The sequence below is a fragment of the Arenibacter aquaticus genome, from assembly GCF_003957295.1.
GTDB lineage: Bacteria > Bacteroidota > Bacteroidia > Flavobacteriales > Flavobacteriaceae > Arenibacter > Arenibacter aquaticus.
This window is the reverse complement of record NZ_RQPJ01000005.1, coordinates 446041-463722: the sequence shown is the minus strand read 5'-3', so window position 1 is coordinate 463722 and position 17682 is coordinate 446041. Positions and strand designations below refer to the sequence as shown.

Annotated in this window: 10 protein-coding genes; 5 read left to right on the top strand and 5 right to left on the bottom strand. The window is 41.8% G+C overall.

Features of this window, described 5'->3' with window-relative positions:
- Positions 1–381 precede the first annotated feature (381 nt).
- Together EHW67_RS11320 and EHW67_RS11315 are read left to right on the top strand one after the other, a co-directional pair.
- On the top strand, positions 382–2763 hold the full coding sequence (locus tag EHW67_RS11320) for a transglycosylase domain-containing protein (RefSeq protein ID WP_126162481.1): 2382 nt from the start codon (positions 382–384) through the stop codon (positions 2761–2763).
- A 338-nt stretch (positions 2764–3101) separates the two neighbouring features.
- Entirely contained in the window at positions 3102–3527 is a 426-nt protein-coding gene (locus tag EHW67_RS11315; protein ID WP_126162480.1) for a response regulator, read from the top strand.
- A gap of 174 nt (positions 3528–3701) precedes the next feature.
- Here EHW67_RS11315 and EHW67_RS11310 read toward each other — a convergent pair whose 3' ends face one another.
- From EHW67_RS11310 to EHW67_RS11300, 3 genes are read right to left on the bottom strand one after another with little or no spacing between them, the layout of a single operon-like run.
- On the bottom strand, positions 3702–6875 hold the full coding sequence (locus tag EHW67_RS11310) for an efflux RND transporter permease subunit (RefSeq protein ID WP_126162479.1): 3174 nt from the start codon (positions 6873–6875) through the stop codon (positions 3702–3704).
- A 7-nt stretch (positions 6876–6882) separates the two neighbouring features.
- Positions 6883–8091 (bottom strand): efflux RND transporter periplasmic adaptor subunit, encoded by a 1209-nt coding sequence (locus EHW67_RS11305; protein WP_126162478.1) that lies wholly within the window; start codon positions 8089–8091, stop codon positions 6883–6885.
- Positions 8092–8103: 12 nt separating this feature from the next.
- Positions 8104–9534, bottom strand: a complete 1431-nt coding sequence (locus EHW67_RS11300; RefSeq protein ID WP_238389904.1) for an efflux transporter outer membrane subunit — start codon at positions 9532–9534, stop codon at positions 8104–8106.
- A gap of 462 nt (positions 9535–9996) precedes the next feature.
- On the opposite strand from EHW67_RS11300, the gene EHW67_RS11295 reads away from it, so the two are divergent.
- The 3 genes from EHW67_RS11295 to EHW67_RS11285 all read left to right on the top strand — a co-directional run bounded on the left by EHW67_RS11295 (position 9997) and on the right by EHW67_RS11285 (position 14687).
- Positions 9997–10857, top strand: a complete 861-nt coding sequence (locus tag EHW67_RS11295; RefSeq protein ID WP_126162477.1) for a phosphoenolpyruvate hydrolase family protein — start codon at positions 9997–9999, stop codon at positions 10855–10857.
- Between the two features lie 7 nt (positions 10858–10864).
- Positions 10865–11275 (top strand): cupin domain-containing protein, encoded by a 411-nt coding sequence (locus EHW67_RS11290; RefSeq protein ID WP_126162476.1) that lies wholly within the window; start codon positions 10865–10867, stop codon positions 11273–11275.
- Between the two features lie 79 nt (positions 11276–11354).
- Complete coding sequence (locus EHW67_RS11285) at positions 11355–14687, top strand: PVC-type heme-binding CxxCH protein (RefSeq protein ID WP_126162475.1); 3333 nt, start codon at positions 11355–11357, stop codon at positions 14685–14687.
- A gap of 48 nt (positions 14688–14735) precedes the next feature.
- Here the strand turns inward: EHW67_RS11285 and EHW67_RS11280 are convergent, their stop codons facing one another.
- Positions 14736–15605, bottom strand: coding sequence for an AraC family transcriptional regulator (locus EHW67_RS11280; RefSeq protein WP_126162474.1), 870 nt, complete (start codon positions 15603–15605; stop codon positions 14736–14738).
- Between the two features lie 440 nt (positions 15606–16045).
- The gene (locus tag EHW67_RS11275; protein WP_238389902.1) at positions 16046–17617 is read right to left on the bottom strand and encodes a M81 family metallopeptidase; all 1572 of its coding nucleotides are present in this window, start codon (positions 17615–17617) and stop codon (positions 16046–16048) included.
- Between the last annotated feature and the right edge of the window lie 65 nt (positions 17618–17682).

Below are 17682 nucleotides of genomic sequence, written 5' to 3'. Positions count from 1 at the left end.
CAAAATTATCTTAAAATTCCAGTAGGTTTGGTTGCCAACGGGATGATCTCTAATTGGCAATTAATCAGCAAGATAAAGAACAAGAACGAAATTTTGAATTTAAGGACACCAATTTCGTTGTAATTATACATTTTTCTGATGTATATCATGGAAGGCATAATTAGAGGTATTCAGGATGGGTGAAAATCTATGTTTGATATTCAATATTCCTATCATTCCCTTAAAATTTCAATTGTTGGCAGTATGATTTTTTGATCTTGTTGTGTTCAATACTTATGTAGTTTAGGATTGTGGCTATTTCAATTAAAAAAATGGTCGTTTGTTGTTGCAATAGTATTTATTTTTATTTTATTCTATTATGGAAATATGTAAAACAGCCTGATGACAGTCAAAGTTTTAGGGGCCATATGGACTGGACTAAGAAATTGGTCGAGAAAGCTACTTGCTTTTATATGGAATCATCCATATAAGGCTATTTTGTATGTTTTTGTGGCAGGTATCTTTGGTTTGTTTTTACTGTTTCTTAGCATTTACCTAGGTGCCTTTGGGAAATTGCCTTCAAGCTCGTATTTAAAAAAATTGAAAAATCCTGTTACCTCCACTATATATGCCAGCAATAATGAGCCTGTAGGGTATTATTATCTCCAAAATAGGTCTAATGTAGATAGTTCACAAATTACCCCAACTTTAAGAAACGCCTTGGTGGCCACGGAGGATTCCCGTTTTTATGATCATGATGGTATAGACTATAGGAGTTATTTACGGGTTTTGGTCAAATCTATTATTTTACAACAGAATGCCGGTGGAGGAAGTACTATTACCCAACAAGTGGCGAAGAATTTATTTGGTAGGGAAAAACAGTTTTTTCTGTCGACCCCGATCAATAAAATAAGGGAATTGTTCATTGCAAAAAGGTTAGAGGCTATTTATGACAAATCGGAAATAATACTACTATACTTCAATACGGTTTCCTTTGGGGAGAATCTATACGGAATTGAAAAGGCTGCCCATCGGTTTTTTAATAAGTTGCCAGAGGAATTATCCCTACAGGAAAGTGCAACCTTGGTAGGCTTGCTCAAGGCTCCTTCCTATTATAACCCGAGGAGAAACCCGGAGCGGGCCGAACATAGAAGGAATGTGGTGCTGTCGCAAATGAGAAAGTACAACTATATTGGAAAAGATACCTATGATGCAGCTAAATCCCCTTTGAAGATCAACTATCAACCCCCAAGAAAAATATCTTCCCTCTCCACCTATTTTAAAGATTATGTGGCAACTGAATTTTCAAAATGGGCCGGTAATAACCCTGCTCCGGACGGACATATTTACGATCTGGAATCTGATGGGCTGAGTATTTATACCACCCTGAATGCCAATATCCAAAAATATGCGGAATCGGCATTGCAAAATCAGTTGGAGGGACTTCAAAAACTAATGCATGACCATTGGGCGGCCCTCACCACAGAGGGAGGAAAACAAGCCTTATTGAGAAAAATTGTTGACGGCAGTAAGGAAGTGGTTCAAATGCGTCAAAACGGGAGGTCGGAGGCAGAAATTGATTCCTTTGTACAAGAAAGGCGCAATAGGGAATACTGGGTCATCGGCAAAGGGTATGAAGATCGTATGCTAAGCCTCGAGGATTCTATCGCACAGAGTATTAATAGGCTTCATGCCGGAGTTGTAGTGTTAAGTAGTAGGTCTGGAGGAATTTTGGGTTATGTTGGGGGAATCGACTATGGATTTAGTCAGATAGACAATATTAGAAGCCAAAGACAAGTAGGCTCTACTTTTAAGCCTATTACCTATTTGGCAGCCCTAGAATCTGGAGAGGACCCCTGTGACTATTATAATAATAAACAACTTACTTATAAGGAGTATGACAATTGGAGTCCCCGTAATTCCAATAATAACTATGGTGGTAGCTATAGTATGCACGGGGCTTTGGCGCATTCTATAAATACGGTGTCCGTGGCCTTACAATTTAAAACAGGTATGGAAAAAGTGTTGGACCAGGCAAAATTAATGGGGATAAAATCTGAATTACCAGCTGTTCCCTCCTTGGTCCTGGGAACCGCGGATATAAGTTTGTTGGAAATGGCAACCGCATACGCCAGTATTTCCAATGGGGGCAATGGGGTGCAACCATACGCTATAGAGCGAATTGAAGATGAAATGGGTAACCTTCTCTATGAGGCTAAACCTAAGTATACAGCAAGGGTGGCCACTGTAGAAAACATTAAAACCCTTCAAAAAATGATGGAAGAGGTGGTTGAGGAAGGGACAGGCGCTAGGCTAAAGAGCTACGAAATTCCTTATAATTTAATAGGTAAGACGGGTACCACACAAAATAATGGGGATGGCTGGTTCATAGGTTGTTCCCCTGAGCTAGTTGTTGGTTCATGGGTGGGAACCTTAGATAAAAGGGTTCAGTTTGCAACAACAAGACTGGGCTCTGGGGCCAATACGGCCCTGCCTATTGTAGCTTCCATATTTAAGAATTTAAGTTATTGGAAAAGGCCGCTGCTAACTAATTTTGAGTATAATTTTGACTATTTCCCATGTATGCCCTATAGTGAATTAAGTGCCAAAGAGGCCTATGAATTTGCAAAACAGGATACCACATATCTCATGCAATTGCGGATAAGGGATACATTGGAGCAGTTAATAGATAAGCCTATTGGCATTGATAGCGTGCAAGGGATTGTGCCTGGGTCAATTAGCTTGGATTCTATAGTAATGGATAGCTTAAACCTAAATTTATAACGTTTTCCACTGTCGTTTCCGTGTCAGGATGTTTGTTGTTTTTTAACTAATTGACTTCTAGAAGGGCAAGTAAATTAACCTTCTTTTTTGGTTAAGAATCATTGTAGCGATAACATCTATATGGCATCACTTCGTTTTACGATTATTTTCTTACATTTGTAAAAAAAAATTGATATAGGAAAAATAGTACTTTGTTATCCACATAAACTTACCCAAATTAGGACCACTGGAATTATAATGTTGTTACGTTCGCTAATATAGTTTATGCGTCAATTTTATTGCGCTATTCATAAATAGTTGAGGGTGGTTAACTTGTTTTATTTTACAATTTTTAGCGTATGAAGATCCAGACAATATGTATTATTGATGATGACCCCATTTTTGTTTATGGCACTAAGGTGTTATTGAACTACAATTGTAGCTTTGGTTCTACCATAATGGTCCATGAAGACGGAAAAGAAGCATTGGACAGTTTGGTCGCCATGGTGAACTCTGGGGAAGAGCTGCCAGATATTCTGTTTTTGGATTTAAATATGCCCGTAATGGATGGATGGCAATTTTTGGATGAATTTACCAAGTTGTCCTTAGACAAATATCCCATGATTTATATTGTTAGTTCCTCAATAGATTCCAACGATTTAGAAAAGGCCAGTGAGTATTCTATGGTAAAGGATTTTATAGCCAAACCTTTATCAGACAAAGTACTCGTTGATTTGTTTGCGGAAATTGAGGCGGAAGATGCCAGTAATTCTTCTGCTAAATAAACAGCCTGGGCATGTACTGTTTAAGGGAGATCTAGGGTTAAGAGTATGGTACGGACTTTTTCTTTTAAAATGGCTTAAGGGGCTATATTCACCGTGTAGAATTAATATAGGCCCTATTGTATTTTTTTATTAAGGGGTTTAAGTTTTTCTTTGGTATTTTACCCACATTTTGTTCTATTTATCAACAAGTACCGGATCCTCATTTTTTGGAGTTTTGGATACATCCATTTGTTTTACGGTCCTACCTTTATTTACCAGTAGCTTTATATCTTCCAAGGCAAGGTATAGACAGGGAACAATAACCAATATAATGGCTGTAGCAAATACAATTCCAAATCCCAAGGAAATGGCCATGGGAATTAAATAATAGGCCTGACTGGAAGTTTCCAGGATAATAGGTGCTAGGCCACCAAAGGTTGTCATAGTCGTTAGGATAATTGGGCGAAACCTTCTTATTCCCGCCTCATGGATGGAAGTATAAATAGGATTTCCTTCCTTCCTTCGTTTATTGGCATAATCTATCATAATCAAAGAATCGTTCACAACAACACCGGATAGGGCTATTACGCCCATTAAACTTACCAGGGACAGGTCGTATCCCAACAAGATATGTCCTATTACGGCCCCAACTATGCCAAAAGGAATGGCGGTCATGACAATCAAGGGTTGTGTATAACTGCTAAAGGCTATGGCCAGTAAGACATATATAAGGCCCATGGCTATGGTAAAGCCAGCCCTAAGGGTGTTGGTGCTTTCTCTCATATCGGCCTGACTGCCTTCAAAGCTCCATGTAATACCCGGAAAATCGGCACGTAATTGGGGGAGGGTTTCTTCCTGTACCATGTTGATGACCCTGGTAACCGTATTGGCGGGTTCTACATCCATACCAACATTGACAATTCTCCTGCCATCCCTCCGGTTGATGCTGGTGAAGGCTTCCCGTTGGGTTACTTCAACAACATCCATTAAGGGAACTTCAATTCCATCAGGGGTACGAATAAGAAAATTTTCCAAATTTTGTATGTCCTTACGTTCATCAAGTGGCAATTTTACCCGAACTTCTATTTCGTTCATTCCCCTTAGTTGTCTCATTGCCAGGGCCCCAAAAAAACCATCACGTACCTGTCGGCCCACCTCGTCTGAGGTGAGCCCCAAATTTCTGCCTTGGGGCAACAATGTAAAGTCGAACTGCATTTTTCCCTTGTTGTAATTATCGGTTACATCCCGGGTGTTGGAAAAAGCCTTCATTCGTTCTACGAAGGCCGAGCTGGCCTTTTCCAGTACATTGATGTCCGAATGGCTGAGGTCAATGCTTATAGCCTGTCTAGCACCACCAGGTCCTCTTTCTGCCTCAAATGTAATTTGATCCACTCCTTCAATATCCCCAATATTATCACGCCACAAAGCGATAACTTCTCCAGCTGTGATGTCTCGTTGATCTGGGGGCAACATCACAATTTCGACGTCTATAAAGTTCTGTCCCCGTACGTTGGTTTTGATTCCTTCGGCAACTTCATAAAGATTGTGCTCCTCGAACATACGTTGTGTAGAACTGGAAATGGCATGTGCTACCTTGGCAGCCTGATCTGGTGTAGTGCCTACCGGAAGACGTACACCGGCCTCTATTTCGTCCGCCGCTACTTCTGGCATCATGATCATTCCCATATGGCCACTATAGCCAAAGCCCCCAACAATGAGCAAAAGTGCCACCGCCGCACTGAGGGTTATATATCGGTATTGTAAACACAAGTCGAGCAGTGGGCGATAATGATTTTCAACAAAACGATCAAAACTTTTGGCAAAAGAACGTTGCCAACCCTCAAGTTTAAGGACCCATTTATTTTTATTTGTTTCTTTTTTAAGATGTGCCAAATGGGAGGGAAGAATAAATAAGGCTTCCAAAAGGGAGACAGCCAAAATAACAATTACAACTGCCGGCAAGGGCTGCCAGAATTTACCTGTTTCCCCGGGCATAAATAGCAGGGGTACAAAAGCTATGATGGTAGTCATGATACTAAAGACCACCGGTAGGGAAACGTCTTTTGTGCCTGCAATAGCAGCTTTTATGGGGCTTAACCCCTTTTGACGGTATTCGTACACATTCTCTCCCACCACAATGGCATCATCAACTACAATACCCAATACCACCAAAAAACCAAACATGGAAATCATATTTACACTTATTCCGATAATTGGCAGCAATATCATTCCTCCAACAAAGGAGACCGTCATACCCATCATTACCCAAAAGGCCAAACGGTACTCCAAGAAAAGCGTTAGGATGATGAGTACAATAATAATGGCCAGAATACCATTTTCGGTCAATAGCGATAGTCGTTCACGATAATCTGCGGCTCTATTACTGTCTGTACGGTAATTGATGCCTGGCGGAAGTTGGAAATCTTCCATAATATGCTCCACGGCATCTGCAATCTCCAAAGGGGATTGGTCCCCTATACGGAAGATCCTCAATTCCACATAGTTTTCTTGATTAAATTGCCCGTGAAATCCGGTTTCTTCAAAACCATCGGTTATGGTAGCAATATCCTTTAAGGCTAGGTTGGCACCTGATGGTGAGGAGACAACGGTGATATTTCCATATTCATCTGCCCATTGTTTACGCTCCTGCATCCGGAGTAATATTTCCCCGCTTTGGGTTTGTACTGCCCCTGCCGGCACGTCATTGCTGCTCTGTTCAATAATATCTGCCACCTGTCCCAGTGTAAGATTGTATTTTTGCAGGGTGTGGCGCGGAATCTCAATACGGGTTTCATAATCCGGAACATTTCCTAATTCCACCTGTGTAATTTTAGGGTTGTTTAGCAGTATAGTGCGCAACCTTTCGGCAAGTTGACGTAAGGTCCAAATGTCAGCCTTGCCATAAAGCCCTATTTGAAGTACATCTCGCTGGCGCGATTGAAGGCTTACAACGGGTTGTTCAATATCGTCGGGGAAGGTACGTATGCGATTAATGGCCTGATCTATATCCTGAAAGGCTTTCATGCGCTCTGATCCTGCAACAAGTTCAATGCTGATCTGTCCCGATCCCTCGTTGGCCTCGGAAACAATTTCCTTAATGCCTTGTACGGCCCGGACAGCCTCCTCCACGGGTTGCAGAATACCCTGTTCCACTTCAGCAGGGGAAGCACCAGGGTAGGCCACGGAAACCTCTACAAAATCCAGTTGAAATTCCGGAAAGACTTCCTTCTGTATGTTGAACATTGTAAAAATACCACCGCCCAAAAGAACCAACATTAGGAGATTGGTAGCTATGGAGTTTTTGGCCATATAGGCTATAGCCCCGTCCCTTCTAGGTTTATTATTGTCTTTTATTTTCCTCTGTTCCATGGCTTTGCTATTCTTTCATTTCGTTCTCGGTTCCCGCAGAACGGGTCCTAAGCCCAATGCCATTGCTCACCGTACTCAAATCTGTGATAACGACCTGTTCACCTTCATTTAGGCCACTCTGAATATAAGCGTACTCATTATCGGTCAACTCAATATCTACATTGCGAATTTCCAATTTCCCATCTTTCATTACCCAAACTGTGTTATTGCTTCGCACATAATCTCTTTTAAGTCGCACTACATTTTTTATGGGGTTTGCTTGGATGTTGACCTCTACAAAAGTGCCTATCATAAGCTTTGGTTTTTCTTTAAGAGGGGTGCTTTTGGAGAGGGGGTCCGCTACTTTGATCAGTATACGTGCCAAGCGTGTTTGTCCGTCCAACGCCCCTATCTGTTTGTCCAGATAGCCTTCTCGATAAAGACCTTGCGGCCAATCTGTACTATTGGTAATATGGACCATTGCTCCCTTTTCCGTGTCATTATTGGGAAAACGTAACCATTGCAGTTTGGAGACCGGTACCGTTGCAGTAACCCAGTAATAGTCCGTTCCCACAAGTCGGCCCAAATTATCCCCTTGGCCAACTTGTGATCCCCGGGTAACATTTTGACTCAGGATATGGGCATCAAAAGGAGCGCGAATGGTAGTTCGTTCCAAATTTAGTTGAGCTTGTTCCATTGAGGCCTTGGCACCTAGGATGGTAGCCTTAACAGCATTGAGTTGTGGCTGCCTCAACACCAGTTGACGCTCACTTTCAGATAGCGGGTCGCTTCCAAAAAGGGAATCGTTCGTTATAAGTTTTAAGTCTTGTTCCGCAATTTGTTGACGGCCCATTTCAGTGTCCAAGGTAGTCTGTGATTGCAGTAATTCACTCTTTCTTAGTTCTAGGGTGTTTTTGTAATCGGAGGGGTCTATCTGTAAGAGTACTTGGTTTTTTCTTACAAAACCACCTGGGCTAAAGGCAGGATCCCTTCTGATAATCTGTCCAGAAACCAACGGACTTAATATAACATCTTCCACGGGCTGTACATTGCCTGTAGCCACTATTATTGGTTTGTAAGTGCCACTTTGTACCCTTATTACGTCTACTAACATTGCCGTTTCAATACTTGCCCCTTCGGTTTGTGCTTCAGGTTCTGTAGAGAAAATTAAGGTGGTAATGGCAATGCCTCCAAGTAGAATTGCCAAACATATCCACAGTATTTTTTTATTGCTCATAAAGTCGTTTTTCTATTGGTTGCTAAATTCCCTTTCGGTTTCAAAACTTCCCGCCAAAGCCCTGTATAGCCCAATCCGTATCTGAATGCGTTGCCTTTGGGCCTGTATATAATCCCTTCGTAATTGCTGTTCCGCATCCAAACCGATGAGTACATCCAAATAGGGACTAAAACCATTTAAAAATTCTATTCGCAACTGCCGGTTGCTTTTTTCGGCAAGCTGTAATTGCCGGGCAATATTTTCTACCCGTTGCTTTTGCATTACATCCTGTACCAAACCATTTTCAACTTCCTGAAATGCCTCCAAAGTGATCTGTCCGTACTCCAAAAGGCGCTGTTGTTTTAGAGCTTTGGTTCTATTTACCTCCGCACTTAGCTGTCCGCCATAAAACAGAGGGGCCAAAATATTTCCGGCCAGGGTATAGGCCCAATTATCAAAGAGGTTTTTAAAACTATTGGATCGTAATTGCCCCCTTCCGCTTACCGATAATCTTGGGTATTTACTGCGTACGGCCGAAGCCATATCCCTATCAGTAGCCAATAATTGGGCATAGGATTGTTGTATGTCCGGTCTACGCCTAATAAGTTCCAAGGGCATACCGGTTGCCGGTAATGCTGGAAGAACGGGTAATTGGGTGGTTTTGAACACTATACTGGACTGCGGCTGCTTACCTATAAGTACAGCCAATTGATTTTCCAGAAGAGCCACATTGGTTTCAAAGATTATTTCCTGTTCTTTGGTACTTTCCAAGAGTTGGGCTTGCCTTAGAATATCTACGGCCCTAATTTGGCCGCCCACAAACCGGGACCTTATTAGTTTTATAATGTCCTCGTTCGTGGCAATTTGGTCCCTCGTAATCTGCAATTGCTTTTTTGCAGCTATGAGTTGGTACCAAGTTGAAGCAATTTCAGCAGAGAGGGAAATAGCTGCAGTACGGTAATCATACAGGCTTGCATCTGCTCTTAATTTCTCGGCTTGCACAGCAGTGCCTATGCGGCCCCATAAATCAATTTCATAATTGGCGGAGAGACCCAATTGCGTATTTTCACCACCCACAAAATCGGGTTCCGGTAAATTTATGGCCGATTGCGCCGAGGCTTCTATCTGCGGCCATTTATTGGAGGCTTCCCGGGCCACTACGGCCTTGGCCGATAAAAATTGCTGCCAGGTAGCGGCTAAGTTTAGGTTGGACTGTAATGCTGAATCAATTAGGATATTCAGTTGTTCATCATTAAAGGCAGTCCACCACTTATCTTCCAAAATACCATTACCACTATTTGAAAATTCTTTTATTACTCCAATGGGCGGGGTTATGTGGGATAATTTGGGGGAACAGCCAAAAAAGGCCAGAGCGGTTATGGAAAAACAAATTAGAAGGGACTTATATATTCCTTTTAGTTTGAATTGCGGTTTTAACTTTAAGGAAGTGTTTGAAATCTGCAATGGTGGGTGGTGTTTAGGTTTTTTCTAAAGTACCGTTTTTAGGGCTAATTTTATATTAACGAAATCTTAATTGTTAAAAATCCCTAAAGTAATAGGTAGGATTCTAGTCCTTTCAATACAAGCAGTAGGCTTGATTAGTTCTAAACCACTCTTGATTATGCTGTTTATATACTTGTTTTATGAATAATATGGTTTTAAACAGTCAGTTTTGGGTGAAATGCAGATTTCTTTTATAGAGATTAATTACAACATTTGTTATGGAATTGGCAGTTAATCGGTCAATATGTAAAATCGTGTCCTTTTGGTGGCAATAAGTTTTGATTGCCTCAAAACAATAGACGGTTTTAATATGGTGCGCGAAATTGGGAGTAAAGGTCCATTTCAAATTACTTCAATTGCAAATAAAACAACTGCTAGAAATCAATTTTAACCAAAAATCAGTTAATCATAAAATAAAAGAATATGCCGAATCCATGGACAGGGAAAGGAAACCCTTATACGAAAAAGGAGGTGAGAGACAGGTTGCAAAAAGTGATAGATCAAAAAAAAGCAATTATTGCCGCAGGTGCAGGAACGGGAATTAGCGCTAAATTTATAGAAAAGGGAGGTGCGGATTTGATCATTATTTACAATTCTGGTAGGTTTAGAATGTCCGGGCACGGTTCTACGGCCGGTATGATGGCCTATGGCGATGCCAATGCGGTGGCCATGGAGATTGGAGAGTTTGAAGTGCTTCCGGTGGTAGAGGAGGTTCCGGTGATATGTGGTGTACACGGTAGCGACCCAAGGAGAAGGATGTGGCATTTCCTTGGAAAAGTAAAGGACATGGGGTTCTCCGGGGTAAATAATTTTCCTACCCATTCCATTATTGATGGTCACTTTAGAAACGTATTGGAAGAGACAGGAATGAGCTTTCAAAAAGAAGTGCAAATGGTAGATCTGGCCACCAAAATGGACCTCTTCTCAGTAGTTTATGTGGGGAAGCCCGAAGAGGCCGTACAAATGGCCGATGTGGGTGCGGATGCTATAATTGCCCATGTGGGGACAACAGTAGGTGGATCTATTGGGGTTACAAACGCTACTGCCTCAATGGATGATGCCCTGGAGCGTACCCAAAAAATTGTGGACGCCGTAAAGAAGGCAAATCCCAATGCATTTTTGTTGGCCCATGGCGGTCCGATCAATACCCCTGCCGATGTAAAATACGTTCTGGAACATTGCAAGGGCCTGCACGGTTTTGTGGGGGCCTCTTCCTTGGAAAGAATGGGGGTAGAACAGTCATTGACCAATTTGACCAAGGAATTTAAGGCATTGACCCTATAGTTAACCCATGGAAAGGAATTGGAAATTTGTAAGGGAGAAGGGCCTAATGTTGGAAAAGATTATTGGGAGAGTACATCATTGGCACTATCATCCCGATATTATAGAACAGGCAGACTCCTATATGGTGAAGGTGGTGGTGCCCAAAGGAGGTGGCCATAATTTTCACCTGCATCCGGCAATGCATGAAATTCTTTATATACTTAAAGGCACCGCCGAACAGTGGGTAGAAGGAGAGATGCAGCTACTTGAAGCGGGTGACTCTGTTTATATAGGTGCAAATGTTGCCCACGGTACCTTCAATGCGGGAGATGAAGAATTGGAATTTTTGGCAATTTTATCCCCTCCCAATGGGTGGGAGGCCGGAACAATAGATGTAAGTGAAAAAGTTCCCTATTGCCAGTATCGTCCGAGAATTTGAGCGACTAAAAAATTAACCCTTTCATTAAGCGATCCAATTGGGTTTGATTAGAGTAATTATAGAATTAAAAGAGAAAACAATGAAAATTATAACTGCCTACATTTTACCACTATGTTGTGGTATGGTCTTCATGTTTAGTTGTTCTGGGGAAAAAGAGCCGCCTCCGCCATTGACATATACAGGTGAAACCCCACGGGTACAAAACCCTTTGAGTCCGGAGGATTCCCAAAAACACATTCAACTTCCAGAAGGATTCAAGGCAGAGCTATATGCCGCTGAGCCCAATATCATTAATCCTATAGCCTTTACTTGGGATGAAAGGGGAAGACTATGGGTAGTACAGTCCAAAGATTATCCACATGGATTGGCCAATGATGTTGGGGGTGATAGAATTACCATTTGTGAGGATACCAATGGCGATGGGAAGGCAGATACCTTTACTGATTTTGCAACCGAGCAAAATTTAACAACGGGCATTACCTTGGTAAAAGGAGGTGCCATTGTAGCACAGGCTCCAAATATGGTTTTCTTGGAGGATACGGATGGGGACGACAAAATGGACAAAACCACCGTTCTGTTTGATGGGTTCGGAACTTGGGACACTCATGCGGGACCATCAAATTTGCACTATGGATTGGATAATATGATCTGGGGTGCCGTAGGCTATTCCGGTTTTGAGAATCAGTTCCAAGGAAAACCTGTGGAATTTAAAATGGGGGTCTACAAATTTACCAAAGACGGTTCTTACTTTGAACCTGTGGGACAATTTAACAACAATACTTGGGGATTGGGTTTTAATGAAAACTTTGAAGTATTTGGATCTACCGCCAACAATAACCACTGTTGTTTTGTAGGCATTCCATTAAAGCATTACAACTACTTAAATAAACTACCCTCATGGGCCGTTAATGCAGATTTTATTCAAGGGCATTACGAAATAAGTCCGGTAGATACCATTCCCTTGCAACAGGTTGATGTGCGTGGGGGGTATACAGCGGCTTCAGGAGCCAATTTTTATACCGCAAGAAACTATCCTAAAGAATATTGGAACCAAATGTATGTTTGTGAGCCTACAGGTCATTTGGTACATATAGCAAAAATTGTAAGGGATGGGGCAGGGTATAAAGAGGTTGATGGAGGAAATATTTTTGCCAGTACCGATGCCTGGACCGCACCGGTTTTTACAGAAACAGGTCCTGACGGCAATTTGTGGGTCGCAGACTGGTACAACCCGGTAATTCAGCACAACCCGGATAAACGGGGTATGGAAAACCAAATATGGAATGCGGAAAAAGGAGAAGGCAATGCCCATAAAAACAAGTTGCGCGATTATGGACATGGTAGAATATACAGAATTACCCATGAGGATGCGGAAGACCCTGATATTGGCTCCTTGAACCCTAAGGATGATAAAAAACTTCTAGAAGCTCTTAAGAGCGACAATATGTTTTGGAGGACCACAGCTCAGCGTTTGATAGTGGAAAATAAGAAAGTATCCCTTATACCAGATCTAATAGAATTAGCTGCGGACAATAACAATAAAAGTGGACTTAACGCCTCGGCTTTACATGCCCTATGGACCTTAAAAGGGTTGGGCGCGTTGAGTGGCTCCAATGATGAGGCTAACCAATTGGCTGTTGGCGCATTGAACAGTAGTTCCTATGCCGTGCAACGTGCTGCTCTCGCTTTATTGCCGACCACCCGGGAAAGTAGTAAGATCCTGGCCCAATCGGGCGTATTGAACAGTCCGGATGCACAGATAAAGCTCGCTGCCATTTTACGGGCGGGGGAATTGCCAGAATCCAACGCCTTGTACACCGAAATAGAAAAGTTGGCCAAGGATCCAGCTATTACTTCGGACAAATGGCTCAATGCCGCTATAAAGATTTATTTCAGGGAATTGAACTTTGAGGAAGTGGACCCTTCTTCCGTGGTTATGACAGTGCCTTCGGCAGAAGAAAAAAAATCTATCTGGAACTATACTACTGTAAAGCCTACAGCTGATTGGACGAAATGGGAATTCGATGATTCTAATTGGAAAAAAGGGGCTGCCAAGTTTGGTGGTGATAATATGAAACAGGTGAACACCCCATGGAGCAGCAATGATATTTGGATGCGGAAAGAGGTGGTTATCCATGATGATATGACGGAGCCTGTAATAAAAATAGCCCATGATGACGATTATGAAATTTATATTAACGGACAGCTTTTAATATCAGAAACCGGCTCTAGTGAGACTTATAAATACATAAAACTGGACAAGGAGAAAGGTAAATTGTTTACTAAAGGCAAGAATCTAATTGCCGTTCACTGTGTTAATACGGGAGGTAATCAGCATATAGATATGGGTATAGGCAAAGTTGGTAAGGTGAAGGCCGATGTTACCTTTGTTCTTAATACCGTGAATCAAGAGATGGCTTTTGATAAGAAAACCCTCCGCGCCACGGCTGGTCAGACCGTAGAAATTGTTTTGAACAACAGGGATCAAATGTCCCATAATTTGGTGGTTATTCAACCAGGTAGCCTAGATGCTTTTGGAGCTATGGTAGATGGATTCCTAAAAAATCCTGAAGCCGAAAAATATGGATATGTCCCCAAATCAAGATACGTATTGGGAGCTACGGATATGTTGACTCCGGGAGCTAAGGGGTCTGTTGTATTAAAACTACCGGATACTCCTGGTATCTACCCCTATGTATGTACTTTTCCGGGTCATTGGCGAATGATGCAAGGCGTTATCATAGTAACGGCTCCCGGATCGTACATTTCAGAAAATAAAGATGCCCCAAAAATTACTGTAATGGGAGGCGGTGGCTCCCATGACTTTCTTAAGTATTTTGGTATCGCCGATGGTAAGGTGCTCAGTGAAGGAGGCAAGAATACTGTGATTTACACTGAGAACCCTAGGGAACTGGGAGCCCTGATACCGTCTACCGATATTCTTTTTCTTAGCAATAACAAGCCCTTGGATATTAATACCAAAAATGCTGTTATGACCAGGGTAAATCAGGGTAAGATGAATATGCTGATCTATCACCCAAGTACTTGGTACAATTGGGAAGATTGGCCAGAATATAACAAAACACTTGTTGGCGGAGGATCTAGATCCCATGAGAAACTTCAAGAATTTGAGGTAAAAGTTATAAAACCTAATCACCCTTTAATGAAAGGGGTTCCTTCGACTTTTAGGATCACTGATGAACTTTATAGATGGGAAAAAGACCCTGATGCTGAAATAGAAGTTTTGGCAGTAGGCAGGGGGTTACAATCTGGAAAAGAGTACCCAGTAGTATGGGTGGTAAAGCATCCCAAGGCTAAAATTATTGGAAATACCTTGGGGCATGATGAAAGGGCCCATGGATTAAAAGCGTATCGGACAATCCTTAAAAATAGTGTCGTTTGGATAAAATAACGGTAACCCTGGAATTATGCGTTTGTAAGTTGCACCATTAATTGAAGATCAAAGAATTTGTAGATAATTCTTTCTGTACATTTTTGGGGTTGTACCTGTAATCTCCTTAAATTTCTTGTTAAAATTGGAAAGGGTTTTATAACCACATTCGTATGCAATCTGAATAACGGATTGATTGTTTGATTTTAATAATTTACAAGCCATGCTTATCCTTAGCTCCGCTATAAAATCGGTAAAAGATTTATTGGTCCTGGACTTAAAATAGCGACTGAACGAATTGGGGGCCATATTCGCCAGTTTAGCAATCTCCTCCAATCTAATTTCTGTTTTATAATGATTTAGAATATAATTATGCACCAGCTGCATCCTTGTGGAATCCGAATCGGAAACCCTGTTTACATAACCTTGTTTGTTTATCATGCGCAAATCGTTGGAGGTAGACAGTATATGCAAAATGTGCAAAAGGGACAGGACTTCTTCAAAACCTTCTTGCCGGTACATTTTTTGGACTATTTTACGAATCTTTTTTTTTGTATTGCCAACGATCTCTATACCTCTATCAGCAGAAATTAGTAGTTGTTTAATTCTAGCCATCTCATCCTTGTTTAAGAAAATATCGCCCATAAAATCAGGAGAAAAGTAGGTTACTATAACTTTTGTACTTAATCCCTTATTCTCAAAGTATTTGTCATCACTTCTCCAAACATGGGGTAGGTTGGCGCCTGTCAAGACCATATCATCTGAATCAAATTGGCTGATATCATCACCTACATAGCGGGTCCCAGTTCCTTGGAACACACAGGCAAGTTGAAATTCCGGGTGGAAATGCCAAGTAGGATCAAAGTGGGGCTCAACAAGTTGCTTTACCTTTAGGCATTTTGTATTGGGGATAGGAAATTTACGGATGGCCGATTTCATAATGTTACAAGAATAGTGATTTTTTGATAATAATAAAATGGTATATGGCCTATGTTCACCTATGCCCATTGGGGATTCATTATTCTAAAAGCCGTTTCGGGTACCTAAAAGGAAATAGGGGGGGATAATGACTGGGTAGTTGTAGCATTGCTAAAAACTGACCCGGGGTCAATTGTTGGGTTTGTATAGCGATGGTTCTAAATACAGTTTAGTTGGGGTAATTGTGAGCTACTATATGATTATGTAATACTCAAATACCAGTACCCCCAGAAGAATATTCTTAAAAGACAAATAACATGGTAAAATCCAGTGACACAGAAATTCTGAAATTAGCTGTCGAAATAAGTCAGAATTGGAACAACTAGATTGTAATAAAAACTAGTTTAGGTATCACAGGGAGTTGTAGCCTTTAAACGGTTTTAGAATTAGCTGGTCTATAATTATTCGGTTGCGTTGGAGGCGGGAATAAATTGAGCTTTCAAGTCTGGTTGTGCCATGGTGCTATCTAAGGGAAACATAGGTCTCTTGATACGTTTGTAGCCAAGTCGGTTAATATCCTGATCAACCCCACCAGGGGTCAATGCCATGACCCAATCTCCGCGCATGTCATAAAGTTCTGGGACCAAATACCCTATTTTCACCACAATTATGTCGGTCTTTTTGGGATGTAAGCCAAGGTTGGTAAAATCGCTCAGGTGGTGGTAGGGTTTCCTTTTTTTGGTAACGATTACCATTATACTCCCAATTTTAACGACGACTTCGGTTTCTGCATTCCGATCACCTGATTTGATTGCTTCTATGGTACCTTCCAGTTCCAAGGGCCCGGCAAAACGACTGTCCACTGTAGCTCCTGCAGTGGCTTTTATTTTTCCGCCTACACCTATTTCAATGGCTTTTTCAACAAATTTTGGACCAGGGATAGAGGCATAGATCAGGGAGGGGCCGTTGTCCGATTTAAATTCGGGTCTTTCCAACAATTGTTCCAAGGTCCAGGTAACATCCCCCGCACCACCAGCAGTGGGGTTATCTCCCATATCACTGATTATGAATGGATGCTTGTTACTGGCCAGTGCCAACTTTAGGCTTTCTTCCAAGCTGGTCGTTGGGGCAACAAATTCAAATTGATTTCGTACATCCCAAAAGCTTTGAGCCAAGGTTTCGGCTCCGTCTTTAACTTTTTCCCTGTCGTCTCCCGTAACCATAACTACGGCATGGTTGCGGGGTTCGTCTGCCCAAGCATAGCCAATCCAGATAGCAGCATCTATAACCCCTTCTTTATTGGCCACATTGGGCACTTTTGCATAAAGGCTTTTCCCTGGTTCAATTCGGGTACTGGTTTTCTCCCCTGGCAACAATATGGGTACAGGGATCCAAGCTTTATATTTGGGCTTGCCCATACCATTTTCAAGTCGGTCCAAAAGGTTGGTAACGGCCCTTTTTTTGGACTGTATGGCATCCTCGTGGGGAGCCATTCTATAACAAGTTATTAAATCGGTATGTTTAGCTAATTTCTTGGATACGTTTCCATGTAGGTCCATGGAGGTGGATATGAGGACATTGGTCCCGACGACTTCCCTAATTCGTTCTATGAGATCACCCTCGGGGTCATCCATCCCTACCACACTCATAGCTCCGTGAATATCAAAAAAAAGTCCGTCAAAAGGACCATTTTCCTTTAATAATTTTAAGGTCTTGGAGACCAAGGACTCGTAGGCTTCCTTGGTAACCGTACCCCCTGGCAAAGATTTCCCGACCAAGGTAGGTACCCATTGCGCCCTTTTTCTATTTAAGGAATCTACTTGGAGAAATGGGTATTTGGAAAATATAGAATCACCTATTTTGGCATGAAAGGCGTCCTCATGGGTCAGGGCAGGAGAAAAGGTGCTGCTTTCTATACCCAAACCGGCAATGGCGATTTTAGGCAGATTTTCTGATTCATGTTGTTTTTTGTCTTGTTTGCAAGAAGCTAGGAGGACTAGGAGTAAGATATAGCAATGGATAAGCGGTTTCAATATTCTTTGGTTTTAAAGTTACTCCGCTACATGGCAGTATGCCAAGAGCGATAATCAGTCTTCAA